The sequence below is a fragment of the Streptomyces sp. LUP47B genome (assembly GCF_001746295.1).
Lineage (GTDB): Bacteria > Actinomycetota > Actinomycetes > Streptomycetales > Streptomycetaceae > Streptomyces.
Window position 1 is genome coordinate 112,750 of record NZ_MJAH01000005.1, and the last position, 26,970, is coordinate 139,719.

Annotated in this window: 25 protein-coding genes; 9 read left to right on the top strand and 16 right to left on the bottom strand. The window is 71.5% G+C overall.

Going from position 1 to position 26,970, the window contains the following annotated elements; all coding sequences use genetic code 11:
* Positions 1-63: 63 nt before the first annotated feature.
* From BFN33_RS16680 to BFN33_RS16690, 3 genes are all read left to right on the top strand, one after another.
* The gene (locus tag BFN33_RS16680) at positions 64-2,250 is read left to right on the top strand and encodes an RICIN domain-containing protein (RefSeq protein ID WP_069760849.1); all 2,187 of its coding nucleotides are present in this window, start codon (positions 64-66) and stop codon (positions 2,248-2,250) included.
* 72 nt (positions 2,251-2,322) lie between these two features.
* Positions 2,323-3,438, top strand: a complete 1,116-nt coding sequence (locus tag BFN33_RS16685; RefSeq protein ID WP_069760850.1) for a chitinase — start codon at positions 2,323-2,325, stop codon at positions 3,436-3,438.
* 13 nt (positions 3,439-3,451) lie between these two features.
* Entirely contained in the window at positions 3,452-4,207 is a 756-nt protein-coding gene (locus tag BFN33_RS16690) for an NPP1 family protein (RefSeq protein ID WP_069760851.1), read from the top strand.
* A gap of 185 nt (positions 4,208-4,392) precedes the next feature.
* Here BFN33_RS16690 and BFN33_RS16695 read toward each other — a convergent pair whose 3' ends face one another.
* From BFN33_RS16695 to BFN33_RS16710, 4 genes are read right to left on the bottom strand one after another with little or no spacing between them, the layout of a single operon-like run.
* Positions 4,393-5,625, bottom strand: coding sequence for an XdhC family protein (locus BFN33_RS16695; RefSeq protein ID WP_069760852.1), 1,233 nt, complete (start codon positions 5,623-5,625; stop codon positions 4,393-4,395).
* Positions 5,618-7,735 (bottom strand): xanthine dehydrogenase family protein molybdopterin-binding subunit, encoded by a 2,118-nt coding sequence (locus BFN33_RS16700; RefSeq protein WP_069760853.1) that lies wholly within the window; start codon positions 7,733-7,735, stop codon positions 5,618-5,620. The genes BFN33_RS16695 and BFN33_RS16700 overlap by 8 nt, the downstream gene beginning before the upstream one ends.
* Positions 7,732-8,724, bottom strand: a complete 993-nt coding sequence (locus BFN33_RS16705) for a xanthine dehydrogenase family protein subunit M (RefSeq protein WP_069760854.1) — start codon at positions 8,722-8,724, stop codon at positions 7,732-7,734. Before BFN33_RS16705 ends, BFN33_RS16700 begins: the two co-directional genes overlap by 4 nt.
* The gene (locus BFN33_RS16710; RefSeq protein ID WP_069760855.1) at positions 8,721-9,278 is read right to left on the bottom strand and encodes a (2Fe-2S)-binding protein; all 558 of its coding nucleotides are present in this window, start codon (positions 9,276-9,278) and stop codon (positions 8,721-8,723) included. Before BFN33_RS16710 ends, BFN33_RS16705 begins: the two co-directional genes overlap by 4 nt.
* Positions 9,279-9,435: 157 nt before the next feature.
* Between BFN33_RS16710 and BFN33_RS16715 the strand changes: the two genes are divergently transcribed.
* Entirely contained in the window at positions 9,436-10,047 is a 612-nt protein-coding gene (locus BFN33_RS16715; protein WP_069760856.1) for a TetR/AcrR family transcriptional regulator, read from the top strand.
* Between the two features lie 173 nt (positions 10,048-10,220).
* On the opposite strand, the gene BFN33_RS16720 is transcribed toward BFN33_RS16715, so the two are convergent.
* The 5 genes from BFN33_RS16720 to BFN33_RS16740 form a co-directional block, all read right to left on the bottom strand.
* Positions 10,221-10,889, bottom strand: a complete 669-nt coding sequence (locus BFN33_RS16720) for a response regulator transcription factor (RefSeq protein ID WP_069760857.1) — start codon at positions 10,887-10,889, stop codon at positions 10,221-10,223.
* Positions 10,886-12,169, bottom strand: coding sequence for a sensor histidine kinase (locus tag BFN33_RS16725; RefSeq protein ID WP_069760858.1), 1,284 nt, complete (start codon positions 12,167-12,169; stop codon positions 10,886-10,888). The genes BFN33_RS16720 and BFN33_RS16725 overlap by 4 nt, the downstream gene beginning before the upstream one ends.
* Before the next feature lie 27 nt (positions 12,170-12,196).
* On the bottom strand, positions 12,197-13,036 hold the full coding sequence (locus BFN33_RS16730; RefSeq protein WP_069760859.1) for a hypothetical protein: 840 nt from the start codon (positions 13,034-13,036) through the stop codon (positions 12,197-12,199).
* Entirely contained in the window at positions 13,033-13,971 is a 939-nt protein-coding gene (locus BFN33_RS16735) for an ABC transporter ATP-binding protein (protein ID WP_069760860.1), read from the bottom strand. Before BFN33_RS16735 ends, BFN33_RS16730 begins: the two co-directional genes overlap by 4 nt.
* Positions 13,972-14,505: 534 nt before the next feature.
* Complete coding sequence (locus BFN33_RS16740) at positions 14,506-15,471, bottom strand: pirin family protein (protein WP_069760861.1); 966 nt, start codon at positions 15,469-15,471, stop codon at positions 14,506-14,508.
* A 136-nt stretch (positions 15,472-15,607) separates the two neighbouring features.
* Between BFN33_RS16740 and BFN33_RS16745 the strand changes: the two genes are divergently transcribed.
* Both BFN33_RS16745 and BFN33_RS16750 read left to right on the top strand, forming a co-directional pair.
* A complete protein-coding gene (locus tag BFN33_RS16745; protein WP_069760862.1) occupies positions 15,608-16,090 on the top strand; it encodes a MarR family winged helix-turn-helix transcriptional regulator in 483 nt (160 codons plus the stop codon).
* A complete protein-coding gene (locus BFN33_RS16750; RefSeq protein WP_069760863.1) occupies positions 16,087-16,533 on the top strand; it encodes a winged helix DNA-binding protein in 447 nt (148 codons plus the stop codon). The genes BFN33_RS16745 and BFN33_RS16750 overlap by 4 nt, the downstream gene beginning before the upstream one ends.
* Positions 16,534-16,585: 52 nt before the next feature.
* Here BFN33_RS16750 and BFN33_RS16755 read toward each other — a convergent pair whose 3' ends face one another.
* The gene (locus BFN33_RS16755) at positions 16,586-17,980 is read right to left on the bottom strand and encodes a PepSY domain-containing protein (RefSeq protein ID WP_069760864.1); all 1,395 of its coding nucleotides are present in this window, start codon (positions 17,978-17,980) and stop codon (positions 16,586-16,588) included.
* 136 nt (positions 17,981-18,116) lie between these two features.
* Here BFN33_RS16755 and BFN33_RS16760 point away from each other — a divergent pair, with 136 nt between their 5' ends.
* Positions 18,117-18,761: a peptide deformylase gene (locus tag BFN33_RS16760; RefSeq protein ID WP_069760865.1), complete on the top strand. Its 645-nt coding sequence runs from the start codon at positions 18,117-18,119 to the stop codon at positions 18,759-18,761.
* On the opposite strand, the gene BFN33_RS16765 is transcribed toward BFN33_RS16760, so the two are convergent.
* The gene (locus BFN33_RS16765) at positions 18,758-20,188 is read right to left on the bottom strand and encodes an NAD(P)/FAD-dependent oxidoreductase (RefSeq protein WP_069760866.1); all 1,431 of its coding nucleotides are present in this window, start codon (positions 20,186-20,188) and stop codon (positions 18,758-18,760) included. The two genes, BFN33_RS16760 and BFN33_RS16765, sit on opposite strands and share 4 nt — an antisense overlap.
* Before the next feature lie 144 nt (positions 20,189-20,332).
* Here BFN33_RS16765 and trxA point away from each other — a divergent pair, with 144 nt between their 5' ends.
* Positions 20,333-20,719: a thioredoxin gene (trxA, locus tag BFN33_RS16770; protein ID WP_069760867.1), complete on the top strand. Its 387-nt coding sequence runs from the start codon at positions 20,333-20,335 to the stop codon at positions 20,717-20,719.
* 9 nt (positions 20,720-20,728) lie between these two features.
* Here trxA and BFN33_RS16775 read toward each other — a convergent pair whose 3' ends face one another.
* From BFN33_RS16775 to BFN33_RS16790, 4 genes are read right to left on the bottom strand one after another with little or no spacing between them, the layout of a single operon-like run.
* The gene (locus BFN33_RS16775; RefSeq protein WP_069760868.1) at positions 20,729-22,165 is read right to left on the bottom strand and encodes a benzaldehyde dehydrogenase; all 1,437 of its coding nucleotides are present in this window, start codon (positions 22,163-22,165) and stop codon (positions 20,729-20,731) included.
* Positions 22,166-22,195: 30 nt separating this feature from the next.
* Positions 22,196-23,374, bottom strand: a complete 1,179-nt coding sequence (locus BFN33_RS16780; RefSeq protein WP_069760869.1) for a 4-hydroxybenzoate 3-monooxygenase — start codon at positions 23,372-23,374, stop codon at positions 22,196-22,198.
* Positions 23,375-23,391: 17 nt separating this feature from the next.
* Positions 23,392-24,438: a LacI family DNA-binding transcriptional regulator gene (locus BFN33_RS16785; protein ID WP_176742401.1), complete on the bottom strand. Its 1,047-nt coding sequence runs from the start codon at positions 24,436-24,438 to the stop codon at positions 23,392-23,394.
* Positions 24,439-24,485: 47 nt separating this feature from the next.
* Positions 24,486-25,157, bottom strand: coding sequence for a TetR/AcrR family transcriptional regulator (locus BFN33_RS16790; protein ID WP_088245346.1), 672 nt, complete (start codon positions 25,155-25,157; stop codon positions 24,486-24,488).
* A 120-nt stretch (positions 25,158-25,277) separates the two neighbouring features.
* Between BFN33_RS16790 and BFN33_RS16795 the strand changes: the two genes are divergently transcribed.
* The gene (locus tag BFN33_RS16795) at positions 25,278-25,841 is read left to right on the top strand and encodes an NAD(P)H-dependent oxidoreductase (protein WP_069760871.1); all 564 of its coding nucleotides are present in this window, start codon (positions 25,278-25,280) and stop codon (positions 25,839-25,841) included.
* Positions 25,842-25,997: 156 nt separating this feature from the next.
* Here the strand turns inward: BFN33_RS16795 and BFN33_RS16800 are convergent, their stop codons facing one another.
* On the bottom strand, positions 25,998-26,903 hold the full coding sequence (locus BFN33_RS16800; RefSeq protein ID WP_069761126.1) for a LysR family transcriptional regulator: 906 nt from the start codon (positions 26,901-26,903) through the stop codon (positions 25,998-26,000).
* Positions 26,904-26,970: the final 67 nt, after the last annotated feature.

The window sequence follows — 26,970 nt, forward strand, 5'->3', positions numbered from 1 at the left end:
TTTAGGTTCACGGGTCAGCCAGACACCTCGCGACACCCTCACCCCCCACGAAGGGCTCTGCGCATGCACACCCTCACGCGCCTCCGCAGATCCGGCGCCGCCACCCTCGCCACGGTGGCCGCCGCGTCTGCCCTGACCTTCCTCGCCACGCCTGCCGGTGCCGCCACCGCGCTGCCCACCGGCTTTTCTACTGTCATGAACGCGGCAAGTGGACGCTGTCTGGACGCGAGGTCGGCCGGCACCGCCAACGGCACCGCCGTCCAGCAGTACGCGTGCAACAGCACCACGGCCCAGCAGTGGAGTTTCACCGCCACGAGCGACGGCTACGTCCGTATCGACAACCGCAACGACACCGGCCAGGTCGTGGACGTGGCCGACGTCTCCACCGCCGACAGCGCTCCTGTCCACCTCTGGGCCTACGGCGGAGGCGCCAACCAGCAGTGGCTGCCCGTGCACGAGGGCGGCGGCGCCTACCACTTCGTCAACCGCAACAGCGGCAAGTGCCTGGACGATCCGAGCGCCTCGACCGCCGACAGCGTGCAGTTCGTGCAGTACACGTGCAACGGCAGCGCCGCCCAGCGCTTCCAGGTGGTCCCCGTGGCCCAGTCGGCCACCAACCCGGACCTGGGGCCCAACGTGGTCGTCTTCGACCCGTCGATGCCGACTTCGACGATCCAGTCGCGGCTGAACTCGATCTTCCAGCAGCAGGAGACCAACCAGTTCGGCGCCCAGCGCTACGCCGTCCTGTTCAAGCCGGGCTCCTACAGCGCGGACGTCAACGTCGGCTTCTACACGCAGGCGGCGGGGCTCGGTCTGAGCCCGGACTCGGTCACGGTCAACGGCGCGGTGCACGCCGAGGCCGACTGGTTCCAGGGCAACGCGACGCAGAACTTCTGGCGCGGGGCCGAGAACCTGTCCGTCAACCCCACCAACGGCAGCGACCGTTGGGCGGTCTCGCAGGCGGCGGCGTACCGCCGGATGCATCTGCGCGGCAATCTCGCCCTCGACGACAACGGCTGGTCCAGCGGCGGCCTGCTCGCCGACACGAAGATCGACGGTCAGGTCGACTCCGGCAGCCAGCAACAGTGGCTGACCCGCAACTCCCAGCTCGGCAGCTGGACCGGCGCCAACTGGAACATGGTCTTCGTAGGCAGCCAGGGCGTCCCCGGCACCACGTTCCCCAACCCGCCCCACACCACCGTCGCGCAGTCCCCGGTGAGCCGGGAGAAGCCCTTCCTGTACGTCGGCGGCGACGGCGCCTACAAGGTGTTCGTGCCGTCCGTACGGTCCAACTCCAGCGGTACCAGCTGGGCGAACGGCTCCCCGTCCGGGAGCTCCCTGTCCCTGGACACCTTCTACGTCGTGAAGCCGGGCGCGAGTGCCGCGGACATCAACGCGGCGCTGGCGGCGGGCAAGAACCTCCTGGTCACGCCCGGGGTGTACCACCTGAACCAGACGCTCCAGGTGAACCGCGCCGACACCGTCGTACTCGGCCTCGGACTCGCCACGTTCGTCCCGGACAACGGCGTCACAGCGATGAAGGTGGCCGACGTCGACGGCGTGCAGGTCGCGGGTGTCCTCTTCGACGCGGGCACCACCAACTCGCCCACCCTGATGGAGGTCGGGCCGACCGGCTCCTCCGCCTCCCACGCGGCGAACCCGACCTCCCTGCACGACGTGTACTTCCGCGTCGGCGGCGCGGGCGTCGGCAAGGCGACCACCAGCCTCGTGATCAACAGCGACAACGTCATCGCCGACCACACGTGGATCTGGCGCGCCGACCACGGCAGCGGCGTCGGCTGGACCAGCAACACCGCGGACACGGGCCTGATCGTCAACGGTGACAACGTCACGGCGTACGGCCTGTTCGTCGAGCACTACCAGAAGTACCAGACCATCTGGAACGGCAACGGCGGCCGCACGTACTTCTACCAGAACGAGATGCCCTACGACCCGCCCAACCAGGCTGCGTGGATGAACGGTTCCACGCAGGGCTACGCCGCCTACAAGGTCGCCGACTCGGTCACCAGCCACCAGGCCTACGGCCTCGGCAGCTACTGCTACTTCAACGTGAACCCGGGCGTGGTCGCGGAACGGGCCATCGAGGCGCCCAACACCGCGGGCGTGCGCTTCCAGAGCATGGTGACGGTCTCCCTCGGCGGCACCGGCACCATCCGGCACGTCGTCAACGGCACCGGCGGCCCGTCCAACTCCTCGACCAACGTGGCCAATCTGACCAGCTACCCGTAGAGCTCCGTCCTTCGGCCGCCCCCCGCGACGGGGGGCGGCCTCCTACACCCCCCTCAAGGAGCGTGCTCACCCATGTCCGTTTCCCTCCGCAGAGGTCGCTTCGCGGTCTTCCCCGTCCTCGCCGCCGTGCTCACCGCGCTGTTCACGGTGACGCCCGCACACGCCGCCGCCGGCACGATCACCGGCCTCGCCGGCAAGTGCGTCGACGTGGCGGGCGCGAGCACCGCCAACGGCACGGCCGTACAGCTCTACGACTGCAACGGCACCGGCGCGCAGATCTGGTCCAACTCCGGTGACGGGACCCTGCGGGCGCTCGGCAAGTGTCTGGACGTCGCCGACCGCGGTACCGCCGACGGGGCGGCCGTACAGCTGTGGGACTGTTCCGGCGGCGCCAACCAGCAGTGGGTGGTCTCCGCCGCGCGCGACATCGTCAACCCGGCCGCGAACAAGTGCCTGGACGTCCGGGACAACACCAGCGCCAACGGCGCCCGGCTCCAGATCTGGACCTGCGCCGGTACGGCCAACCAGAAGTGGAACGCGCCCGCGAGCGGCGGCGGGAGCACCCCGTCCGGATTCGTCGTCACCGAGGCGCAGTTCAACCAGATGTTCCCGAGCCGGAACTCCTTCTACACGTACAGCGGCCTGGTCGCGGCGCTGAGCGCCTACCCCGGCTTCGCCGACACCGGCAGCGACACGGTGAGGAAGCAGGAGGCCGCGGCCTTCCTCGCCAACGTCAACCACGAGACCGGCGGTCTCGTCCACATCGTCGAGCAGAACACCGCCAACTACCCCACCTACTGCGACTGGAACCAGCCGTACGGCTGCCCGGCGGGCCAGGCCGCGTACTACGGGCGCGGCCCGATCCAGCTGTCCTGGAACTTCAACTACAAGGCGGCAGGCGACGCGTTGGGGCTCGACCTGCTCAACAACCCCTGGCTGGTGCAGAACGACTCCGCCGTGGCCTGGAAGACCGGCCTCTGGTACTGGAACACCCAGTCCGGCCCCGGCACCATGACCCCGCACAACGCGATGGTCAACCAGGCCGGCTTCGGCCAGACGATCCGCAGCATCAACGGCTCCCTGGAGTGCGACGGCCGCAACCCGGCCCAGGTGCAGAGCCGCGTCGACGCCTACAACCGGTTCACCTCGATCCTCGGGGTCGCCCCCGGCGGCAACCTCTACTGCTGAACAGGGGCACGGCATGCGGAAGTTGAGATCACTGATCACGGTTCTGGGCGCGCTGGCGCTCGTCGTGGCGATCCCCGCGAGCGCCCACGCGAACGTGCTGACCCTGCTGCCCCAGAACGCCGACGGTCTTGAGCAGACCTACTCCCCCGCCTACGACTACGACGGCGACGGCTGCTACGCCACCGCCGCGATCGGCGCCGACGGCACGATCAATCCCGGGCTGAAACTCGGCGGCGACGTCAACGGCAAGTGCCACGACTACGCCCAACTGGCCAACGCCAACACCTACTCACGGGCCAAGTGCGACAACGGCTGGTGTGCCGTGATGTACGCCAGCTACTTCGAGAAGGACCAGGCGACCCTGGGCCCGGCGGCCATCGGGCACACCCATGACTGGGAGCACGTCGTGGTGTGGGTCCTCGGCGACCAGGTGCAGTACGTGTCGGTGTCGCAGCACTCCGGCTACCAGGTGGCGGCCCGTTCCGCGGTGCGTTTCGACGGCACCCACCCGAAGATCGTCTATCACAAGGACGGTGTCTCGACCCACTGCTTCCGGTTCGCGAGCGGCAACGACGAGCCGCCGGAGAACGCCACCGGCGGATGGTTCTTCCCTCGTCTCGTCGGGTGGAACGGCTATCCCGCCGGGTACCGCGACAAGCTCATCGCCGCCGACTTCGGCTCGGCGACCCTCAAGATCGACGACGGCGACTTCCAGTACGCCCTCGACCGCGCCAAGCCGTCGGGGATCGGCTTCGATCCGTACGCCTGACCGGACGAACGGCCGCGCCACGGCCATCGAACAGGCCCGGGCAGGGACCTGCGCGGCGATCACCGCGCGGGCCCGCTCCCGCGGCCGGGCCAAGGAGCCACTGTCAGGGCCGCTCGTCGGCCGTGCGCCGTCGGAGCGGCTCCGACCGTACGGTCCACGAGCGCGCCGCGGCGCGCGGCCGGCGACTACCGCAGGCTCGGCACGGACGATCGCGTCGGCACGGTGCTCCGCGCCCAGGGGCCGGAACTCGTCCCCGCGCCGTGCGTCTCCTCGTGATGGATTGGTCTGCCCGACGTGGTCAGCGGCGTGCCCGTTCCGCCCCGTCGGGCAGCGACGATCTCCGCCGCGATGGACAGGGCCGTCTCCTCGGGGGTTCGGGCACCGAGGTCGAGGCCGATCGGCGACCGCAGCCGGGCCAACTCCCCGTCGGTCAGGCCCGCTTCACGCAGCCGTCGGTCCCGGTCGGCGTGCGTGCGCCGGGAGCCCAGCGCGCCGACGAACGCGACCGGCATCCGCAGGGCCGCTTCCAGCAGGGGTACGTCGAACTTGGCGTCGTGGGTCAGAACGCACAGCACCGTGCGCGCGTCGGTCGCGGTGCCGCGCAGGTAGCGATGCGGCCAGTCGACCACGACGTCGTCGGCCTCGGGGAAGCGGGCTCGGGTGGCGAAGACCGGGCGGGCGTCGCACACGGTCACGTGGTAACCGAGGAACTTGCCCACCCGTACGAGTGCCGCGGCGAAGTCGACCGCCCCGAAGACGATCATGCGGGGCGGCGGCACACTCGACTCGACGAGCAAGGTCAGTCCGCCGGGGCAGCGCGAGCCGTCCGCCGACAGCTCGACCGTGCCGGTGCGGCCGGCGTCCAGAAGGGCGCGGGCCTCGCCGGCCGCGGTACGGTCCAGCTCCGCCTGCCCGCCCAGTCCGCCTTCGTGCGTGCCTCCCCCGAACTCCGCCCGGGATGACCCCCGCCTCACCTCGCCGGGCCGCACGAGCAGTGCCGTGCCGAGGAGTTCGGCGGGTCCGCGTACGACGCGGGCGACGGCTGCCGGCTCGTCCCGGGCGGCGGCCGACAGGGCCGACCGGAGCACCGGCCGCGCGGGCGCGTCCGTGCCGACCGGGGTGACCATGACGTCGATGATCCCGCCGCAGGTCAGCCCGACCGCGAAGGCGTCCTCGTCGCTGTAGCCGAACCGTTCGACGACCGTCTCGCCGTCCTGGAGCGCCTGGACGCACAGGTCGTACACCGCTCCCTCCACGCAGCCGCCGGAGACCGAGCCGATGACCGTGCCCTCGCTGTCGACGGCGAGGGCGGCGCCCGGTCCGCGCGGGGCGCTGCCGCCGACGGCCACGACGGTGGCGACGGCGAACGCGCGCCCCTCCTCCATCCAGCGGTGCAGCTCCGCGGCGAGGTCAAGCATGGCCGCCTGCCGTCAGGACGCGGTCGGGGCGGATCGGCAGGTCCCGGTGGCGTACGCCGGTCGCGTGCCAGACCGCGTTGGCGATGGCCGCGGCGGCGCCCACGATGCCGATCTCGCCGATGCCCTTGATGCCGACCGGGTCGTCGGGGTCCGGGTCGTCGATCCAGTCCGCCTCGATGGCCGGGACGTCGGCGTGGGCGGCGACGTGATAGCCGGCGAGATCGGCGCCGTAGTGGCCGCCGGAGGCCCGGTCGCGGACGGCTTCCTCGTGCAGGGCCATGGAGATGCCCCAGGTCATGCCGCCGACGAACTGGTTGCGGGCGGTGAGCGGGTTGACGATCCGGCCGGCCGCGAAGATGCCGAGCATCCGGCGCACCCGGACCTCGCCGGTGGCGGGGTCGACGGCGACCTCGGCGAACTGGGCGCCGAAGGAATGCCGTTCCTTCTGCGCGAGTGCGCCGATGGCCTCCGTGGTGTCGGACCGTACGGTGATCCCCTCCGGCGGGATGTCGGCGCCGAGGGCGAGCCGCTCCCGCAGCTCCTCCGCGGCGGCCATGACAGCCCAGGCCCAGGAGCGGGTGCCCATGGAGCCGCCGGCGATGAACGCGGGGCCGAGGTCGCTGTCGCCGATGCGCACCCGGACGTTTTCCGTCGCGGTCCGAAGGGCGTCGGCGGCGACCAGGGTGAGCGCGGTCCGCGCGCCGGTGCCGATGTCGGCGGCGTTGACCCCCACGGTGAAGGTGCCGTCCGCCTGAGCCGTCACGGCCGCGGTGGACGGGCCGGCGCCCGCCGGGAAGGACGCGGCCGCCGTGCCGGTGCCGAGCAGCCAGCGTCCCTCGCGGCGCAGGCCGGGGCGCGGGTCACGGTCGGCCCAGCCGAACCTGCTGGCGCCCTCCCGGAAACAGGCGATCAGGTTGCGGCCGCTGAACGGCAGCCCGGACACCGGGCCCGTCTCGGGGTCGTTGCGGACGCGCAGTTCGATCGGGTCGAGGCCGCACTTCTCGGCGAGTTCGTCCATCGCCGACTCCAGCGCGAACGACCCCGGTGCCTCGCCCGGCGCGCGCATGAAGGTCGGGGTCGGCACGTCGAGTCGTACAAGGCGGTTGGCGGTGTGGTGGGCGTCGGCGCCGTACATGGTCCGGGCCGGGCCGGCGGCCGTCTCGATGAACTCGTGCACGGTGGAGGTGGCGCTCAGGGAACGGTGCTCCAGCGCGCGCAGCCGGCCGTCGGCGTCCGCGCCGAGCCGCAGGCGCTGCCGGGTGGGACTGCGGTAGCCGGTGAGGGAGAACATCTGACGGCGGGTCATGACCACGCGGACCGGGCGCTGCAGTTCGGTCGCGGCCATGACGGCGGCCACCTGGTGGGCGCGGATGCCCTTGCTGCCGAAGCCGCCGCCGACGTGTTCGGAGCGCACCCGGACGGCGGACGGGTCGAGCGAGAACATCTGTGCGAGTTCGCTCGCGACCCAGAAGGTGCCCTGGTTCGAGTCGACGACTTCGAGCCGGCCGCCGTCCCAGCGGGCGGTGGCCGCGTGCGGCTCCATCATGCCGTGGTGCTCTTCCGGGGTGGTGTACTCGACGTCCACGACCACCGCGGACGCGGCGAGTTCGGCCTCCAGGTCGCCCTTCTCGATCACCGCCGGCCCATGGAAGTCCACCGGGTACGCGTCGGGGTGCTCGCCGGCGAAGTCGACGTCGTGCGGTTCCTGTTCGTAGTGCACGACCAGCGCCTCGGCGGCCTCCCGGGCCTGTTCGGCGGTCTCGGCGACGACCAGCGCCACCGGCCAGCCCGCGTGCGGCACCCGGTCGTGCTGGAAGACGGTCACGGTCGGGTCCGGGACGCCCAGCAGACCGACGTACCCGGTCTCGACCCGCGGGGCGTTGCCGTGGTGCAGGACGGCGACCACGCCGGGCATGGCGAGGACGTCGGCGGTGTCGACGGAGCGGATGCGGCCACGGGCGACCGTGGACAGCACCAGCCAGCCGTGCGCGAGGTCGGCGAACGGGATCTCGCCGGCGTAGCGGGCGGCTCCGGTGACCTTGTCGCGGCCCTCCACGCGGGTGTGCGCGGTGCCGACGGCGTTGGTGCGTGCCGTGGGGGCGGTGGTCATCGGGCGGCCTCCTCGGCCAGTTCGGCCAGCACGGCCACGACGAGGTTGCGCATGAGGGTCACCTTGTATGCGTTGCGCGGCAGCGGCTTCGACGCCGCGAGTTCGGCGTCCGCGGCGGCCGCGAAGGTCTCGGCGTCGGCGGGCGCCCCGGTCAGGACGCGCTCGGCCGCCGTTGCCCGCCACGGCCGGGACGCGACCGCCCCGAAGGCGAGGCGCACCTCGCGGACGACGCCGTCCTGGACGTCGAGCGCGGCGGCGATCGAGCCGATGGCGAAGGCGTACGAGGCACGCTCGCGCACCTTGCGGTAGCGGGAGCGGGCGGCCACCGGAGCGGGCGGCAGCGTGACGCCGGTGATCAGCGCGCCCGGCGGCAGCGCGGTCTCCCGGTGGGGGGTGTCGCCGACCGGCAGGTAGAAGTCGGCGAGCGCCAACTCGCCGGACCCGTCGGCGGTTTCGTACGAGACAACCGCGTCGAAGGCGGTCAGCGCGACGCCCATGTCCGAGGGGTGGGTGGCCACGCAGTGCTCGGAGGCGCCCAGAATGGCGTGGTTGTGGTGCTCGCCCTCGATCGCGGGACAACCGCTGCCGGGCACACGCTTGTTGCAGGGCTTGGTCACGTCGGCGAAGTAGCCGCAGCGGGTGCGCTGGAGCAGATTGCCGCCGACGGTGGCCATGTTGCGCAGCTGACCGGAGGCGCCGGCCAGGACCGCCTGGGCCAACGCCGGGTAACGTCGGCGGACTTCGGGGTGGGCGGCGAGGTCGCTGTTGGTGACGGTGGCGCCGATGCGCAGGCCGCCGTCCGCCGTCGGCTCTATGCCGTCCAGCGGCAGTTCGCGGACGTCGACCAGGCGGGTGGGCCGCTCGACGCCGGTCTTCATCAGATCGACGAGGTTGGTACCGCCGCCGAGGTAACGGGCGTCGGGGTCGGCGTCCAGCAGGGCCAGGGCCCCGGAGACGTCGAGGGCCCGGTCGTAGACGAACTCCCTCACGCTGCGGCCTCCTCGGATTTCGCTTCCGCTGCCCGGGCCACGGCCTGGACGATCGACACGTACGCGCCGCAGCGGCACAGGTTCCCGCTCATCCGTTCCCGGATCTCCTCGGCACTCAGGGGTGGTGGTCCTGCCTCGGGGCGGACGTCATCGGTGACGGCGCTCGGCCAGCCGGCCGCGTGTTCCTCGATCACCGCGATCGCCGAACAGATCTGGCCGGGGGTGCAGTAGCCGCACTGGTAGCCGTCCAGATCGAGGAACGCCTGCTGCACCGGGTGCAGTCGGTCGCCCTCCGCCATGCCCTCGATCGTGGTGATCTCGCGTCCTTCGGCGGCCACGGCGAGCTGCAGACAGGACACCGACCGGCGCCCGTCGAGCAGTACGGTGCAGGCGCCGCACTGCCCCTGGTCGCAGCCCTTCTTGGTGCCGGTCAGGTCGAGGCGCTCGCGCAGGGCGTCGAGCAGGGTGGTGCGGTGGTCGACGGGCAGGGTGTGCTTCTCGCCGTTGATGTTCAGGGTGATGTCACTGGACGTCGACGAGGGGGCTGGGGCCATGTTCAGCCTTCTTTCACGTGTCCCGGACACGTCGGGGCGTCAGTCCGACGCTAGAGTGAGCTCAAGCGGACAGCTGTCCGCTACCGGTCCTGAACGTAGTGGACAACTGTCCGGTTCTCAAGGACCGCTTTCGGACACGAGTCGGCGAGGAGGACGAGTGCGGCAGAAGAACGACCCGCGCCTGCGCTCGGACGCGCAACGCAACCGCGAACGCATCCTGGAAGTGGCCCTCGCCGAGCTGTCCCGGGCCGCCGACACCCCGCTGAGCGCGATCGCCAAGAAGGCGGGCGTCGGCCAGGGCACGTTCTACCGGAACTTCCCCAACCGCGAGACGCTCGTGCTCGAGCTCTACCGCCACGGCGTACAGCAGATCGCCGACACCGCGTCCGTGCTGCTGGAGACCATGGAACCTGACCGCGCGCTGCGGGCGTGGATGGACCACCTCGCCCGGTTCGCGATGGCCAAGGCCGGCTTGGCGGAGGCGATCCGTCAGGCCCTGAGCACCTCGTCCGGGAAGGTGGCGAAGCCGGGTCACACCCCGGTGACCGACGCGGCCGACCTCCTGCTCCGCGCATGCGAGGAGGCGGGCACGATCCGTCCCGGCGTCACGCCCGACGACTTCATGCTGGCCATCGCCGGCCTGTGGCAGCTCGCTCCCGACGACAACTGGCAGCCGCAGGCGACCCGTCTGCTGGACATCGTCATGGACGGACTGCGCGCGGGGGCGCCCGGAGGCCGGGGCCTGTCCGGCGGATCGGGCCGACCGTAGGCAACGGTGCCTCGTCGGCACGGGTGAGCGGGGGAGAGCCGGCGGTGCGCGATCGCCCTTGGAGGACCGGGGCGTTCCGACGGAATGAGATCTCGCCGCGCAGGGCGGCGCTGCCGCCGTATCCAGGACGGTCGCAGGTGACCACGGGGAGGGAAGCCTTTCGCCCCGTCGGTTCAGTCCACGGCGGGACGGGCGAGGCCGCAGTCGTAGGCGAAGATCACGGCCTGGATGCGGTCGCGGGCTCCGATCTTGGCCAGGACCCGGCCGACATGCGTCTTGACGGTGGACTCGGACAGCACGAACCGCGCGGCGATCTCCCCGTTGGTCCAGCCTTTGCCGACGGCCACGAGGATCTCGCGTTCACGGTCGGTCAGCGAGGCGAGCCTCGGGTCCTCGGCGGTATCCGTTCGGTGGGAGGGGACGTACTGGGCGAACTCCTCAAGGAGGCGGCGGGTGAGAGCGGGCGCGATCACGGCGTCGCCGACGGCGACCGCACGGATCCCGGCAAGGAGCTCCTCGGGGCGTGCGTCCTTGAGGAGGAACCCGCTCGCGCCGGCCCGCAGGGCGGCGTGCACGTACTCGTCGAGGTCGAAGGTGGTGAGCACGAGGACGTGTGAGCGGCCGCCCGCGGCGACGATGCGGCGGGTGGCCTCGATGCCGTCCATGCCGGGCATGCGGACGTCCATCAGGACGACGTCCGGTCGCAGTTCCGCCGTCTTGCGGACCGCTTCGGCGCCGTGGGCCGCCTCACCGACGACCTCGGTCTCGGGGACGGAGTCCAGGAGCAGGTGGAAGCCGTAGCGTTGCAGCGGCTGGTCGTCCACGATGAGCACGGTGGTCATCGCTCACCGCCGCTTCCCGGCGTGAGGTCGAGGACGGCCTCGACGCTCCATCCTCCGCCGGCCGCCGGTCCCGCGCTGACGGTGCCGCCGTACAAGGCCGCTCTCTCTCGCATGCCCACCAGGCCATGCCCTTCCTCGTTCGGCGGTCCGGGCGATGCGTCCGGACCCGTGTCCTGGACCCGGATGGTCAGCCGACTGTCCTCGACGAGGATCGCCAGGTGCACCCGGGTGTCGGGGGCGGCATGCTTCAGGGTGTTGGTGAGGGCTTCCTGGACTATGCGGTACACCGTCAACTGCACCCCGCTGTCCAGGGCGTCGATGCCGCCGGAGGTCCGGTAGAAGACCTCAAGTCCGGCGGCGCGCACCTTGGCGCACAACGCCTCGACGTCCGCGGTCCCGGGCTGCGGGCTGAGTTCCGGCCCCGACGGGGGACCGTCCGCCGCCTCGCGGAGCACGCCGAGCACGCGCCTCAGTTCTCCCAGGGCCTGTCGACCGGTGTCGCCGATGAGCTGCAGGGCCTCCTTGCCTCGTTCGGGTCGGATGTCCGCGGCGTAGGCGCCGGCGTCGGCGAGCGTGATGATGACGGACAGGTTGTGGCCGACGATGTCGTGCATCTCGCGGGCGACACGGGTGCGTTCGGTGGCCGTGGCCAGCCTGCTGCGCTGGTCGCGCTCTATCTCCAGCCGGGCGGCCCGGTCGCGCAGTCCGTCGAGCTGCGCCCGGCGGATCCGAACCATCAGGCCGAGCGCGAGGGCCGCCGTCGCCGTGCTCAGCAGGAAGAACAGCGCGTCCCACACGGACACGGCCGACGACGCGCGGACCGCGACCAGCACCATGGCGCCCGCCATGACCGCACAGGCCCACGGCAACTTCCGCAGCCGCCCGTGCAGGGCCAGGCTGTACAGCGCGACGAAGAGGGCGATGTCCGCACGCAGCGCGGCGCCCAGGGACCACTGCAGGACGAACACCGCGGCGATGACGCCGAACGCCACCTCGGGCGTGCGCCGCCGCCACAGCAGGGGCAGTACCAGTCCGGCCTGCAGGACCAGCATCCCCGCGACGGGCAGGTGGGTGAAGGCCACCCGGAAACGATGCGGGCTGTCACCGTCGTCCACACCGCCATGGATCAGATCGGGCAGGCAGAACATCAGGAAGACCAGGACCACCACCGAGGTGTCCAGCACCCAGGGATGTGTCCGGTCGGCATGCCGCAGCCGCTGGCCGCCCCGGGACAGACGGGCGACCAGCGGTCCCATCCCGCTGAGGTCATCGGTGGTCACGGACGTCACCTGTACATGGTGCGGGCGTCAGACGTCACTGCGCACGAGCCGGTAGGCCGCGCCGCCCAGCGCCAGCGCCGTCCAGCACAGGAACACCAGCAGTCCGGCGCCCGGCGACAGGGTCGTGGAGTCGTGGGTCAGGGCGAACATCGCCTCCCCGGCGTTGGACGGCAGGTAGGGGCTGATGTCGTTCTGCCAGGAGCTCGGCAGCAGTGAGATCAGTCCGGGGATCAGCATCAGGGCAGCCACCAGGACCGAGATCCCGCCGGCCACCGACCGCAGCAGTGCGCCCAGGGCGGCGCCGATCACCCCGACCAGGCCGAGGTAGAGCCCGGCGCCCAGCAGACTCCGCAGGACACCCGCGTGCGAGAAGCTCACGTCCGCCGGCGTACCCGAGACGATGCCGCTTCCGATCAGGAAGGTGACGAAGGCGCCCAGCGTCCCCACCACCAGCGCGACCAGTCCGAACACGGCCGCCTTGGACCACAGCACGGGCAGTCGGCGGGGCACCGCGGCGAGCGTCGAGCGGATCATGCCGGTCGAGTACTCCCCCGCCGTGACCAGCACGCCGAGCACACCCAGGGCCAGCTGGGCGAAGTTCGTACCGAAGAGGGACAGGCTCACGGTCGTCGAGTCGGCGAAGTCCGAGTCGAGGTTGCCGGAGTCGATCCCCGACTTGTAGCGGCTCGCCGCGATGAGGCCGAAGGCCACCAGGAACAGCAGGCCCAGGCCCAAGGTGATCCAGGTCGAGCGCAGGGACCACAACTTGGCCCATTCGGAGGCCAGCACGCGCCGTCCGGTCACCCGGTAGGCGGGGCGGGCAGGGGTGGTCCGGGGTTCCTCGGCGGTTGCGGTGAGGGTGCTCATGCGGTCCTCCCGAGGGTCTCGATGCCGGTCGTGGTGCCGTGGTACTCCACGGCATCCCTGGTCAGGTCCATGAACGCCTCCTCCAGCGACACGGTCCGCGCGCTCAGCTCGAACAGGGCGATCCCTTGCTCGGCCGCCTTCAACCCGATCTCGCGGGCGGTCAGCCCGGTCACCTGCAGTTCCTCGGAGCCGACCTGGCCGGTGACGTCGACGCCCGGCCCGGCGAGCACGTCCCGCAGCCGCGCCGGGTCCTGCGTCGCCACCTTCACGGTGTCTCCGCCCGCCTCGCGGATGAGCGCCTCCACGGTCGTGTCGGCCAGCAGCCGCCCGCGCCCCACGATGATCAGGTGGTCCGCCACCAGGGCCATCTCGCTCATCAGGTGCGAGGACACGAACACCGTCCGGCCCTCGTCGGCGAGCCCCTTGAGCAGGTTGCGGATCCAGAGCACGCCCTCCGGGTCCAGCCCGTTGACCGGCTCGTCCAGCATCACCGTCTGCGGGTCGCCCAGCAGGGCGGCGGCGATGCCGAGCCGCTGGCCCATTCCGAGGGAGAAGGCGCCGGCCCGCTTCTTCGCCACACTGCCCAGCCCGGCGAGATCGATGACCTCGTCGACCCGGCGGCCCGGAATGCCATGAGTCAGCGCGAGGGCCCTGAGGTGGTTGTACGCCGAACGGCCGGGGTGGATCGACTTCGCCTCCAGGAGCGCGCCGACCTCCTGGAGCGGCGCCTGGTGGCGGGCGTAGTGGCTGCCGTTCACGGTGACGGAACCGCTCGTCGGGGCGTCGAGGCCGACGATCATGCGCATGGTCGTGGACTTGCCCGCGCCGTTCGGCCCCAGGAAGCCGGTCACCGTGCCCGGCTTCACGACGAAGTCCAGTCCGTCGACGGCTGTCTTCTCGCCGTACTTCTTGGTCAGCTGCCGTGCGTCGATCATTCGCGTTCTTTCTGTCGGGCTCCGGCGTCCGACACTTCGACGCCGCACCGGCAACGCTAGGTGCCGGATCACCCCGGTGCGGTGGTACCGGGAGGCTGATCTGGGCCATACGCGTGGTACCGCGGTACTACGCGCTCACCTGCGATGCTTCCCGTGTCCGCCGGCTCCACCGTGGTTGCGCCAGCCAGCCGGCCCCCACGGAAGCGCGACCCACCCGCGCGGCACTCGGCACCCCGGACCCGCCCCGCGCTCGAACCAGCGCAGCTGACGGACCGTCACGCGCGGACGGGCGATGAGAGAAGACACTGACCACCGGTGCCCAAGCGAGCGACGGCGACGGCCGCGTGCCGCCTCTGCCTTGCCGGCCGCGGGGTGTCCCGCGTGCACTCGTCCCTGGTGACCTCAAGCAGGCCCTCAAACTGTCGAGTCAGGTGACCACCACGGCTGCCGCATCCTGTTACGTCCCGGCCGCCCGCACGCTGCCGCACGTCGGCATCAACCGCCCAGGCAACTTCACCGGCACATCGCTACAGCTCAGCGCACCCTCCCCCGTGGCTTCAACGGCAGCGGTGGCAGCTCCGGAGCGGGCAGTGGGGCTCCGTCGTAGCCCTTCACCTCGCCGAAGCGGGACCCCGTCATCCAGTCCTCGCGGGCCTGCTCGATCTCCTGCTGGGATCGTCCGATCCAGTTCCAGAACATGACGAGCTCCTCCTCGAACGGCTCGCCGCCCAGGAGCATCAGGCCCGCGTCCGACTCGGCGCGCAGCGGGAGTTCGGTGCGGCCGCAGCCGAGGTAGAGCATCGAGCCGGGCAGGAGCGGTACGCCGTCCACGTGGGCCTCGCCGGACATGGACAGGACGGCGTACTCGAAGTCCGGTACCAGGGGCAGGCGTACGTCCGCGCCGCGGGCGAGGGACAGGTCGGCGCCGACGATGGGGGTGTACGCCGTTCCGGGTGAGCGTGCGCCGTCGAGGTCGCCCAGGATCAGCGTGGCCGTCAGGCCGGGTGCCGTGATCTGCGGCAGCTCGGCGTGGTGCTCGAAGCGCGGGTCGGTGTGCCGGTGGCCGTCCGGCAGAGCGACCCAGAGCTGGGCGCCGTGCAGGAAGCGGGCGTGGGACTTCGGGCTCTCCTCGGAGTGGCTGATCGCGCGACCGGAGGTCATCAGCCCCAACTCACGGGGGCGGATGGTCTGGAGGCTGCCGGTGGAGTCGCGGTGCAGCACCTCGCCCTGGTGCAGCCAGCTCACCGTCTGCAGGCCCATGTGCGGGTGCGGGGGCACCTGCATGCCCGGCTCGTCGGCGATGTCGTCGGGGCCGTAGTGATCGACGAAACACCAGGCGCCGACCATGCGGCGGCCCAGGTTGGGAAGAAGCCGGCGTACCTCGCTGGACTCGCCGAGCTTGACGCGCCGAGGGCTCAGGAGTTCGCGCACGGGTTCCGCCACCACGAAGCCGCGTCCGCCGCACAGGGCGGGAACCGGCTCGCGATCAAGATTGCTCATGACGCCCAACCTAGACCCGTGAGGCGATTCCCGTCAGGTCCTCCCTCCGGGCTCCGCGACGGTCGTTCCGCGGGCCGCCTGTGATCCGGCCGGAAAATAGTAGCCATGGATATAGTAGCCATGTACTGTATCGAGCATGAGTACGGCATCCGAGGGCGCGACGCCCGGTTTCCTGGTCTGGCGACTGTCGATGAAGTGGCGGGTCGCGGTCGACCGCGCGGTGGCGCCGCTGGGCCTGACCCACGCCCAGTACTCGCTGGTGGCATCGCTGTACGGCATGCAGAGCGGCGGCGAACGCCCGAGCCAGCGACGCCTCGCCGACCAGACCGGCCTCGAACCGCTCTACGTCTCCAAGCTGGCGCGCTCCCTGGAGAGCGCCGGACTCCTGGAACGCACCCGGGATCCCCGCGACCCGCGCGCGGTGCAACTGGCGCTGACCGAGGAGGGCCGTGAGCGGACCCTGCGCGCCATCAAGGTCGTCCAGGGGCTCCTGGAGCAACTGCTTGCCCCGCTCGGAGGCCTGGACAGCGCGCGCACGCGGGAGTTCAAGCGCGAGCTGGCGACCCTGCTCGACGCACCTCTCGACCCGACGAACGTGAACCTGGAGGAGCAGTCATGACCACCACCACTCCCGTCCTCAACCCCCGCGTCATAGCCCTGGCCCACTACGCCGCCCGCGCACTTCTCGAGAACGTCCTGGCCCGCCACGGCGCGACCTTCCAGCAGTCCGTCACCCTGCGGCTCGCCGCCGTCGCCGAGGGCCCGGTCGAGCGTGACCGCATCGTCGAGGACCTGGTCGGCGCACTGAAGATCGACGCGACGGAGGCGCACTCCGTGGTCGACGAGCTGATCTCCGCGGGACTGCTGGCTCCCCAGGAGCCGTCCCAGGTGCGGATCACGGACACCGGACGGAAGCTGTTCGAGACGACGTCCGCCGAGACCGCGCCCATCTCCGCCCGGGTCTACGCCGGCATCCCGGAGGAGGACCTCGCGGTCGCCGGACGCGTACTGAGCCTCATCACCGAGCGGGCCGACGAGGAGCTCGCCGCCCTGAACAAGTAGCCGAACACGCGACCGGGCCCGGTTCCGTACAGGAACCGGGCCCGCACACGTCTCAGGCCGCCACGCCCCTCTTGCCCCGCCGGTGGGCGACCTCACCGAGGATCACGTCGGCGACGACGAAGCCGGCCAGCGGAATGCCGAGCAGCGGCACGAAGTAGCCGAGGACGGCGACGACCACCACGCCGGGTACCAGGATCTGCGGCGGGACCTGCTGCCAGGCGCCTCGCGGGATCGGCCGGCCGAAGGCGGAGCCGCGACCGCGCTGCCACCACATGCGGTAGCCCCACACGATCAGCAGGACCAGCGACAGCGCCAGGAGCATCAGGGCGATCTGGTTGACCAGCCCGAACAGGACGCCGGTGTGCAGGTCGATGCCCCAGCGGGTGAGCTTGGCGAGCAGCGGGTAGTCGGCGAACCGCACCGTGTCGGTGACCTCACCGCTGGTGGGATCGACGGCGACCGCGTCCTGCTTCTCGGGCCAGCTGCGCTGCACCTGTCGTACGACATAGGCCGACGACTCGTCGGCGGGCGGCACGAGTTCGACGGGGTCACCGAGCCCTTGGGCGCGGGCGGCGGCCAGCACCTTGTCGAGGCCGACGCCGTGCTCGGCGCCCCCGGCCGAGGCGGACGCGCCGTGGCCCGCGTGGTCGCCGCCCGTGGCCGCGGAGACCGAGGGCGTGGACTGGCCCAGGGAGGTGCGGAGTTCGTCGATGTTGGCGCCTGCGTACGTCGACCAGGTCAGTCCGGTCGCCGACAGGAAGACGAAGCCGGCCGCGGCCCAGACGCCGACGCTGCCGTGCAGTCCGAGGGTGCGGCGCCGCCCGCTGGTACCGCGGACCTTGCGCAGGGCGCGCCGGCGGGAGAACCACAGCACGATGCCGCCGCCCGCGATCACCCACAGCCAGCTGGCGGCGAACTCGCTGTAGAGGCGGCCGTTCTCGCCGAGGTGGAGGTCGCGGTGGAACTCGTCGATCCAGGTGCGCAGCGGCAACGCGCCGGTGGAGCCGTACTGTTCCAGCGCGCCGCGCACCTTGCCGGTGTACGGGTCGACGAACACGGCGAGGGTGTGGTTCGGGTCGACTCCCTTGACGCCGGACAGCATCACCCTGGTCGTCGCGTCGTCCTCGGGGGAAGGACGTACGGCCGAGACGGTGCCCTCGGGGTGCGCCTTGCGGGCGGCTGCGACCTGGGTGGAGACGGGCAGCTTGCTGTCGCCGACGGCGGCGACGGTCATCTGGTCCCGGTAGACGATCTTCTCGGCCTGGAACGCGCCGGCGTACAGGAAGCCGGTGACGGCGGCGATGAGGAGGAAGGGGGCGACGAGAACGCCGGCGTAGAAGTGCAGACGCAGCACGAGCGGGCGCAGCGGTGCCCATCTGCTGGGGGCCGGCGCGGGGGCGGCCGGTTGCGGGGCCTCGTCGGTGGTCGTCGAGGGGGCGATGGACATCGGCGGCTTCTCCGAGGGCTGGGGACGGTGGCGGTCCAGTAGTCGGAGGAAGGGGGGATCGAGTTCCCGGGACTTGAAGTGACCCGCATCACACGGGAAGCGCGCGGCTCGCCCGGCGCCATGGCATCCTGGCGCGATGGCAACTCCGAGTCATCGCACGCCCCTTGCCGAATTGGTCGAGGAACTCCTGGCCACCGACGGTCCGCTGCCGATCGTGGCGGCCGGCGAACCGGTCCTGCGGCGGCCCACCGAGCGCTACGACGGCCAGCTGGACGCCGGCCTCCTGTCCCGCTTCGTCGAGGCCCTGCGCGTCACGATGCACGCGGCGCCCGGCGTGGGGCTGGCCGCTCCGCAGGTGGGTGTTCCGCTGCGCATCGCGGTGATCGAGGACCCGGCGCCCGTACCGGAAGAGGTGCGGGTGGCCCGTGGGCGGGTCCCGCAGCCCTTCCGGGTCCTGGTCAATCCGTCGTACGAGCCGGTCGGCACCGAGCGGGTGGCGTTCTTCGAGGGCTGTCTGAGTGTGCCGGGGTGGCAGGCCGTGGTGGCACGGCCCGCTCAGGTACGGCTGACGGGCGAGGACGAGAAGGGCCGCACGGTCGACGAGGTGTTCGGCGGCTGGCCCGCGCGGATCGTCCAGCACGAGACGGACCACCTCGACGGCATGCTGTACCTCGACCGCGCCGAGTTGCGCTCGCTGTCCTCGAACCAGGCGATGGCCGAGCGGTGGACGCAACCGACGCCGGAGCAGGCGGCCGCGTCCCTCGGCTTCGAGCTGCCCTAGTTGTCCCGGTAGGCCTCAAGGAGCCGCAGCCACACCTCGCTGATCGTCGGGTACGACGGGACCGCGTGCCACAGCCTGCTGATCGGGACCTGGCCCACGACCGCGATCGTCGCGGAGTGGATCAGTTCGCCGACGCCGGGGCCGACGAAGGTGACACCGAGGAGGATCTCGCGTTCCAGGTCGACGACCATGCGGGCCCGCCCTCGGTAGCCGTCGCCGTAGAGACCGGCGCCCGACACCGAGGCGAGGTCGTAGTCGACCGCGCGGACCCGGTGGCCCGCCTGTTCGGCCTCCGCCAGGGAGAGGCCCACCGCGGCGGCCTCCGGGTCGGTGAAGACGACCTGGGGTACGGCGTCGTGGTCGGCGGTCGCGGCATGGGCGCCCCAGGGGCCCGCCTGTACCGGGGCCCCGGAGGCCCGGGCGGAGATCGCCGCGCCCGCGATGCGCGCCTGGTACTTGCCCTGGTGGGTGAGGAGCGCGCGGTGATTGACGTCGCCGACCGCGTAGAGCCAGTCGCTGCCGGTCACCCGGAGGCTGTCGTCGACCTCCAGCCAGGTGCCGGGCTCCCGGCCGATCGTGTCGAGGCCGATGTCGTCGGTGTGCGGGGCGCGTCCGGTGGCGAAGAGGATCTCGTCCGCCACGATACGGTCGCCGGTGCCGGTGACGACCACGACGGTGCCGTTCTCGCGGGTGACCGACTCGACCGACGTGCCGGTGCGGACCTTCACGCCTGCTTCGGTGAGCCCGTCGGCGACGAGTTCGCCGGCGAACGGCTCCATGCGGTTGAGCAGGCCCTTCCCGCGCACGAGAAGGGTGACCTGCGAGCCGAGTGCCTGCCAGGCCGCGGCCATCTCGGTGGCGACCACTCCCCCGCCGACCACGACGAGCCGTCCAGGCGCAGCCTTGGCGCTGGTGGCCTCGCGGCTGGTCCAGGGCTTGACCTCGTCGAGGCCCGGCAGGTCGGGCAGGACGGCCCGGGTGCCGGTGCAGACGGCCACGGCGTGCCGGGCGGTCAGCACCTTCCGTATGCCGTCGGGGCCGGTGACCGTGACCGTGCGCTCTCCCGTCAGACGGCCGTGGCCGCGGTGGAGCTCGGCGCCGATGCTCTCCAGCCAGCCGATCTGGCCGTCGTCCTTCCAGTTCGAGGTGAAGTAGTCCCGGCGTGCGAGAACCGCGGCCGTGTCGAGGGGGCCCTGCACCGAGGCGCTCAGGCCCGGCAGGCGGCGCGCGTCCGCCTGGGCGATCACCGGCCGCAGCAGGGCCTTGCTGGGCATACAGGCCCAGTAGGAGCACTCTCCGCCGACCAGCTCGCTCTCCACGACCGCGGTGGAGAGGCCGGCCGCGCGGGTGCGGTCGGCCACGTTCTCCCCCACGGGCCCGGCACCCAGAACCACAACGTCGTAGGCGATGTTTTCCGTTTCCGTCATGGGCCCAGTCTGGTGGTTGGTGTGCGCGCGGGCCACCAGGGGTACGCGCGCCGCATACCGAGTGGTGACAGCTGCGGAATACCCGGCGGACAGGCCGTGTTGTGCCGACGGCTTCGCTCCGAGACCAGGAAGAGGGATCACGTCATGAGCAGCACCGTGGAGCTCACCAAGGAGAACTTCGACCAGATGGTCACGGACAACGAGTTCGTCCTGATCGACTTCTGGGCGTCCTGGTGCGGTCCTTGCCGCCAGTTCGCCCCGGTCTACGAGAAGGCCGCCGAGGACAACCCCGACCTGGTGTTCGGCAAGGTGGACACCGAGGCGCAGCCGGAGCTGGCCCAGGCCTTCGGTATCCAGTCCATCCCGACGCTGATGATCGTCCGCGACCAGGTCGCGGTGTTCGCCCAGCCCGGGGCGCTGCCCGAGTCCGCCCTGACGGACGTCATCGGGCAGGCCCGCAAGCTGGACATGGACGAGGTCCGCAAGTCCGTGGCCGAGCAGCAGGCCCAGGCCGAGCAGAACGGCGAGTAACGCCCCGGATCAGAAGGGGTAGGTCGCCACGTCCGCGCGTACCGTCGTCCAGCGCACGTCGGTGAAGGCCTCCACGTTGGCCTCACCGCCGAACCGGGCGCCGGTGCCGGACGCGGCGATGCCGCCGAAGGGCGCGACCGCCTCGTCGTTCACGGTCTGGTCGTTGATGTGCACGATGCCGGTGGGGATCCTCTCCGCCAGGTCGAGACCGCGGGCCGCGTCCCCGGTGACGATGCCGAGCGAGAGGCCGTACGGCCCCGCGGCGGCCAGGGCGGCGGCCTCGTCGACCGTGCTGAAGGACCGTACGGGTGCGACGGGCCCGAACACCTCCTCCGCGTAGGCGGGCATGGTGTCGTCGAGACCGGCGAGGACCGTCGGACGGTAGAAGAGCTTCTCGTGCGTGCCGCCTGCCGCCAGCTTGGCCCCCTGGGCGGTGCTGGCCTCGACCAGACCGCGCACCTTGGCGAGCTGGTTGTCGTCGATGATCGGGCCCAGGTGGACCTGCTCCCGGTTGGGGTCGCCGACGGCGAGGGAGTCGGCCTTGGCGGCCAGACGCTCGACGTACTCCTCGTACAGCGAGTCGTGGACCAGGTGCCGGCCCGTCGTCATGCAGATCTGGCCCTGGTGGAAGAAGGATCCCCAGGCCGCCGTGGAGATGACGGCCTCGATGTCGGCGTCCTCCAGGACGATCAGCGCGGAGTTGCCGCCGAGTTCCAGGTGGGCGCGCTTGAGGTGGCGTCCCGCCGCCTCCCCCACCGCGCGGCCCGCCGCGGTCGATCCGGTGAAGGAGATGACGGGGACCCGCGGGTCGGCGACCAGGGCCTGGCCGACATCGGGGCCACCGGGCAGGACATGGAACAGCCCCTCGGGCAGCCCGGCCTCGGCGAGGACGGCGGCGAGCGAGAGGCCGCCGCAGACCGCGGTGCGCGGGTCCGGCTTGAGGATCACCGCGTTCCCCAGCGCCAGGGCCGGGGCGACGGAGCGGATCGAGAGGATCAGCGGGGCGTTGAAGGGCGCGATCACGCCCACGACGCCGACCGGGATCCGGCGCGTGTAGGACAGGCGGGGCGCCTCGCTGGGCAGGACCTGGCCCGCGGGGCGGGAAGCGAGGGCGGCGGCCTCGTAGCACTCCTGGGCGGCCACGTGCAGTTCGAAGTCCGCCTTGCCGGGGATGGACCCGGACTCGCGGACGAGCCACTCGCGCAGTTCGTCGGCGTGGGCGGAGAACAGGTCACCGGCCTTGCGCAGCACCCCGGCCCGCACGAAGTGCGGGAGCCGGGCCCATTCGGTCTGGGCGGCACGGGCGGCCGCCGCGGAGCGCTCCACGTCCTCGGCGCCGGCGAGGGTGACGGTGGCGAGGGTGTCGCCGGTGGCGGGCTCGGTGACGGCGTACTCAGGTCCCGAAAGGGGGTGGGGCTGCCAGCTCTTGGGGTCGAGCAATGACATGACGGCTCTCCGTTCGATCACCGGTGGGACTCACACGGGGAGCGGAAGTCCCGTGTAGTTCGCGGCCAGTTCGGCGGCCGCGTGGCGGGATGCGGTGATGCGGCGCAGGCGTGCGAGCTGCATCCGGCTCTCGAACGCATCCCCATTTGGTTGAGCGTGCAACATCCTAGTCATGTCGTACGAGAACCGCGTGGCCTGCCACACACGAGAAAGACACAACTTTGAATATGCGTCGAGCAGATGTGTCGATCCCGTGCCGTGCAGTTCGGTCAGGGCCCCAGCGAGCACGCATACGTCGGACACGGCGAGATTGAGGCCCTTGGCCCCGGTCGGCGGCACGATGTGCGCGGCGTCGCCGGCCAGCAGGAGACGGCCGTACCGCATCGGTTCGTGGACGTAACTGCGCATGGGCGTCACCGACTTGGCGGTGATCGGGCCGCGTTCCAGTGTCCAGTCGGCGTCGATCGCGAAGCGGGCGGCGAGCTCGTCCCAGATCCGCTCGTCGGACCAGTCGTCGGGATCGGTCCCGTTCGGGACCTGGAGGTAGAGCCGGGAGACGGCGGGCGAGCGCATGCTGTGCAGGGCGAAGCCGCGCCCGCCACGTGCGTAGATCAACTCCTCGCAGGACGGCGGGACATCGGCGAGGATCCCGAGCCAGGAGTACGGGTAGTCGTGCGCGTACGTCCGGCTCGTCGCCTCCGGGAAGGCCTCCCGGGAGATGCCGTGGAAGCCGTCGCAGCCCGCGATCCAGTCGCAGGTCAGCGTCTGTTCGCGGCCCTCGTGCAGGAACCGCACGACAGGGGTGTCACTCTCCGGCTTCTCGACCGCCAGAGCCTCCGCCCCGAACAACAGCGGTGGCCCCTCGGCCAGTTGGAGCGCGACGAGATCCTTCACGATCTCGGTCTGGGCGTAGATCGTGACCGTACGGCCACCGGTCAGGGCGGGGAAGTCGATGTGGTGCCGCTCCCCCGCGAACCGCAGCTCGATGCCCCGATGGACCAGTCCCTCGGTCTCCAGACGTCCGGCGGCGCCGCACGCGCGCAGGGCGTCGACCGTGCCCTGCTCCAGCATCCCGGCACGCTGCCGGTGTTCGACGTACTCCCGCGTCCTGCTCTCCAGGACCACACAGTCGATGCCCGCGCGGTGCAGCATGCGGGCGAGGAGCAGTCCGGCGGGGCCGCCGCCGATGATCCCGACCGTCGTGCGCATGGCAGGCCCTCCCTGCGTCAGCTGGAGTCGCGGTGCACCACCGTGGCACCCAGCACCGTGTGGGTCTCGGTCGCGGCGCCGGGTTCGCGCACCGCGCGGTCGACCAGTTCGGCGAGGTCGCGGCCGGACGGCAGGTCGAGGTGGACCGTGCTCAGCCGGGGCCGCAGCAGCCGGCCGAGGAGCAGGTCGTCGGCGCCGATCATGGCGGTGTCCTCCGGAATGCGGATGCCCTCGTCCTGGAGGGCACGCATTAACAGCATCGCGTACTCGTCGTTGTACGCAAACACGGCGTCGAGGCCGAGGTCCCGCCAGCGGACGGCGAGCTTGGCCGCGGCCTGCTCCTCGTAGGCGAGGGGCAGCTCGGTCAGCGTGGCGTCGGTGCCGTGCAGGGCCTTGCGGACACCTGCCAGGCGGGGCAGCGAGAAGGCCTCCAGGCCGGCCTCCTCGGGCACCACCACGCCGATGCGGCGCCGGCCGCGGGCGTACAGGTGGCCGGCGGCGCTGTGGCCGACGCCCGCGTGGTCCATGAGCAGGGCGTGGGCCCCCTCGACCGCCTCGGGACCGAGGGTGACCACCGCCCGGGCACCGGAGCGCCGGAGCAGGGCCACCCCCTGCGGACCGAGTCCCGTGCCGGGCACCAGGACCGCGACCGGGCGCAGCTCCGCCCAGGCACGCGCTGCCTCGTCGCCCTGCAGGCCGACGCTGCCGTACTGCACGACGGTGTAGTCCAACCGGCCCAGGGCCCACTGGAGTTCACTGATGAACTGGCTGTAGAGCGGGCCGACCGGGATGGACGGGGCGGGCATCAGGACCATTCGGCTGTGGCCGGCGCGCAGGCTGCGGGCGGCCGCGTGCGGCACGTACCCGAGTTCCTTCGCGGCCGCGTGGACGCGGCGGCGCGTGGGCTCACTGATCCGGACGGCGCTGGTGTTGTTGAGGACGTAGGAGACGGTCGCTCGTGAGACGCCGGCCAGGCGGGCCACATCGGCGCTCGTGGGAACCGAGCGCGTCGCCGGGGAAACGGGCGCGGGCGTTTTCGGTATCTGCACCATGACGGTCGTCATCTTTGCAGAAGCTGTGACGGTGTACCGGACCGGGTCGCGGCCCGACCTCACGGCGGCGGATCGGTGCAGGTGAGCCGGGCGACGAGGTCGTCCCAGCCCCTCTCCAGGCGCTCCAGCGACATTCCGCACCTCCGGGTGAGGTGGTGGATGGTGGCGGGATCGAGGTAGCCCATCAGGGCCTGGGCGAGCAGTTCGGAGTCCGCTTCCGGGCGTGCCTGGCGCAGCAGCAGGGTCACATGGCTGTGGTGCACCCGGCGGGGCGCGGGGGTGAAGCGGCGCTCCGGGCTCGGCTCGGCGGCCAGCATCAGGTCCATCTCGTCGCCGGACCGGCGCAGGAGGGCGTGGCCGAAGGCACGCAGCCGGTCGGCGGGCGGTGCGCCGGGCCCGAGCGGGGCGGGGCCACTGAGGAAGGCCGCCTGGAAGTTGCGCTCGGAGTGGTCGAGCAGGGCCGTCAGCAGGCCGGTGCGGTCGCCGAACCGACGGAAGACGGTGCCCTTGCCGACCGACGCGGCCGCGGCCACCGCCTCCATCGTGACCCCGGCCGCCCCGTGCTCCGCGACCAGGCGAGTGGCCGCCTCCAGGAGCCGGGCCCGGTTGCGTGCGGCGTCGGCGCGAAGGCAGGGCTCGTCCTCGCGGAGGCCGAGTTGGAGCAGCTCGGGTTCCCCACTGGGATCAGGGGGCGTCGGCAGTGGCGGCAGCGGTGGCAGGACGGCGGACATGAAATAAGCGTAAAGCAGCGGGAAGAAAACTGGACCGAGGTCCGGTTTACGAGGTACAACTTTAAACGGACCCCGGTCCGCATCATTACGGCAATGTTTCATCCCTCCCTTGGAGTTCGCATGTCTGTTCGCATTCTCGCGCTCGTCGGAAGCCTTCGCGCCGGTTCGCACAACCGCCAGCTCGCCGAGGCGGCCGTCAAGCACGCCCCCGAGGGCGCGGAGATCGTGCTCTTCGAGGGCCTCGGCGAGATCCCCTTCTACAACGAGGACATCGACGTCGAGGGCGCCGTCCCCGCGGCTGCCGCCAAGCTGCGTGAGGCCGCGCAGGCCTCCGACGCGTTCCTGTTCTTCTCCCCCGAGTACAACGGCACCATCCCGGCCGTGCTGAAGAACGCGATCGACTGGCTGTCGCGTCCGTACGGCGCCGGCGCCTTCGGCGGCAAGCCGGTCGCCGTGGTCGGTACCGCGTTCGGTCAGTTCGGCGGCGTGTGGGCGCAGGACGAGACCCGCAAGTCCGTGGGCATCGCCGGCGGCAAGGTGCTCGAGGACGTCAAGCTGTCCATCCCGGGTTCGCTGGTGCGCTTCGCCGAGACGCACCCGGCCGACGACGCCGAGGTCGCCGCGCAGCTGGCCGAGGTCGTCGCGCAGCTGCACAGCAACGCGGGTGAGGTCGCCGCCGCCTGACGCCTGGGGCAGCGGAGCGGCATTTCTTGAGGGGCTGGAGTCTTGGTACTCCGGCCCCGCTTGCTCGTTGTCCGCGGGCCCGGTGGGGGCTGGTCGCGCCCACGCGGCGGAGCCGCATGTCGACACAGCCCCGCGCCCCTTCGGGAGCGCGCCGCATCAAGCCACTGCCGTAGGAGCCAGTTCCCGTAGAGCTCCCAACGCCGCCGCGATCGCCGGGCGTTCGTGCGCTCCGCCGCGGGTGCAGGTGAGCAGCTTTCGGTGGGGGTTGCCTCCGCAGCGCACCCTTGCGATCGGCAGGTGGGGGGTCAGGTGGGCCAGGCGGGGGATCAGGGCGACGCCCAGCCGGTGGGCCACCAGGTGAGCGGTGACGTTCCAGTCCAGGGCGTGATGGACCACGCTCGGGGTGAAGCCGGCCGCGCCGCACGCCGACAGCACGTGCGGGCTGCAGGGGCTCGCCGGAACCGGAGCGATCCAGTCCTCGTGCGCCGCGTCCGCGAGGTCGGCGCGCTCGCGTCCGGCGAGGGGGTGGTCCGCGGGGACGACCAGGTCGAACGGGTCGTCCAGCAAGGGCTGTTGGTCGTAGCGGACGTCGCTCATGGGCGGGTTGTACGGGGTCGCCTCCACGACCGCCAGGTCGATCTCCCCCTCGAAGAGCAGGTCGAAGCTCTCCGTCACGCCCGACTCCTGGATGCCGACGGTCAGCCGGGGATACAGCTCGCGCAGCCGAACCGCCATCGGGGCGAGCAGCACGGACACGGCCACCGGGAATCCGCCCACCCTGAGCGGTCCGGCGGGCTCGCTGTGGTCGGCGCGCAGATCGAGTTCGGCCTGGTCCCAACGCGCCTGGATGGCGTCGGCGTGCGCGAGCAGGCTCTCGGCGGCCGGGGTGAGGCGGATCCCGCGGCCCTGGGGTTCGAGGAGGTCGACGCCCAGGTCGCGGGCGAGCTGGCGGATCTGCTGGGAGGCGGCCGACGGGGTGAAGTGCAGGGCGCGGGCGGCCGCGGTGACTGTGCCGTAGTGGGCGACCGCCCTCAGGACGTGGAGTCGGCGCAGGTCAATCATGAAGCCCACGCTTCAAGGTCGGGTCCAGTAAGTCAACCTGGACGTGAACGAAGACTCCGCTGCACTC

Excerpts from the sequence above, each read along its gene's own strand:
- BFN33_RS16680 (WP_069760849.1), top strand. The coding sequence starts at position 64 with ATGCACACCCTCACGCGCCTCCGCAGATCCGGCGCCGCCACCCTCGCC.
- BFN33_RS16685 (WP_069760850.1), top strand. The coding sequence starts at position 2,323 with ATGTCCGTTTCCCTCCGCAGAGGTCGCTTCGCGGTCTTCCCCGTCCTC.
- BFN33_RS16690 (WP_069760851.1), top strand. The coding sequence starts at position 3,452 with ATGCGGAAGTTGAGATCACTGATCACGGTTCTGGGCGCGCTGGCGCTC.
- BFN33_RS16695 (WP_069760852.1), bottom strand. The coding sequence starts at position 5,625 with ATGCTTGACCTCGCCGCGGAGCTGCACCGCTGGATGGAGGAGGGGCGC.
- BFN33_RS16700 (WP_069760853.1), bottom strand. The coding sequence starts at position 7,735 with ATGACCACCGCCCCCACGGCACGCACCAACGCCGTCGGCACCGCGCAC.
- BFN33_RS16710 (WP_069760855.1), bottom strand. The coding sequence starts at position 9,278 with ATGGCCCCAGCCCCCTCGTCGACGTCCAGTGACATCACCCTGAACATC.
- BFN33_RS16720 (WP_069760857.1), bottom strand. The coding sequence starts at position 10,889 with ATGACCACCGTGCTCATCGTGGACGACCAGCCGCTGCAACGCTACGGC.
- BFN33_RS16730 (WP_069760859.1), bottom strand. The coding sequence starts at position 13,036 with ATGAGCACCCTCACCGCAACCGCCGAGGAACCCCGGACCACCCCTGCC.
- BFN33_RS16735 (WP_069760860.1), bottom strand. The coding sequence starts at position 13,971 with ATGATCGACGCACGGCAGCTGACCAAGAAGTACGGCGAGAAGACAGCC.
- BFN33_RS16740 (WP_069760861.1), bottom strand. The coding sequence starts at position 15,471 with ATGAGCAATCTTGATCGCGAGCCGGTTCCCGCCCTGTGCGGCGGACGC.
- BFN33_RS16745 (WP_069760862.1), top strand. The coding sequence starts at position 15,608 with ATGAGTACGGCATCCGAGGGCGCGACGCCCGGTTTCCTGGTCTGGCGA.
- BFN33_RS16750 (WP_069760863.1), top strand. The coding sequence starts at position 16,087 with ATGACCACCACCACTCCCGTCCTCAACCCCCGCGTCATAGCCCTGGCC.
- BFN33_RS16755 (WP_069760864.1), bottom strand. The coding sequence starts at position 17,980 with ATGTCCATCGCCCCCTCGACGACCACCGACGAGGCCCCGCAACCGGCC.
- BFN33_RS16760 (WP_069760865.1), top strand. The coding sequence starts at position 18,117 with ATGGCAACTCCGAGTCATCGCACGCCCCTTGCCGAATTGGTCGAGGAA.
- BFN33_RS16765 (WP_069760866.1), bottom strand. The coding sequence starts at position 20,188 with ATGACGGAAACGGAAAACATCGCCTACGACGTTGTGGTTCTGGGTGCC.
- trxA (WP_069760867.1), top strand. The coding sequence starts at position 20,333 with ATGAGCAGCACCGTGGAGCTCACCAAGGAGAACTTCGACCAGATGGTC.
- BFN33_RS16775 (WP_069760868.1), bottom strand. The coding sequence starts at position 22,165 with ATGTCATTGCTCGACCCCAAGAGCTGGCAGCCCCACCCCCTTTCGGGA.
- BFN33_RS16780 (WP_069760869.1), bottom strand. The coding sequence starts at position 23,374 with ATGCGCACGACGGTCGGGATCATCGGCGGCGGCCCCGCCGGACTGCTC.
- BFN33_RS16785 (WP_176742401.1), bottom strand. The coding sequence starts at position 24,438 with ATGACGACCGTCATGGTGCAGATACCGAAAACGCCCGCGCCCGTTTCC.
- BFN33_RS16790 (WP_088245346.1), bottom strand. The coding sequence starts at position 25,157 with ATGTCCGCCGTCCTGCCACCGCTGCCGCCACTGCCGACGCCCCCTGAT.
- BFN33_RS16795 (WP_069760871.1), top strand. The coding sequence starts at position 25,278 with ATGTCTGTTCGCATTCTCGCGCTCGTCGGAAGCCTTCGCGCCGGTTCG.
- BFN33_RS16800 (WP_069761126.1), bottom strand. The coding sequence starts at position 26,903 with ATGATTGACCTGCGCCGACTCCACGTCCTGAGGGCGGTCGCCCACTAC.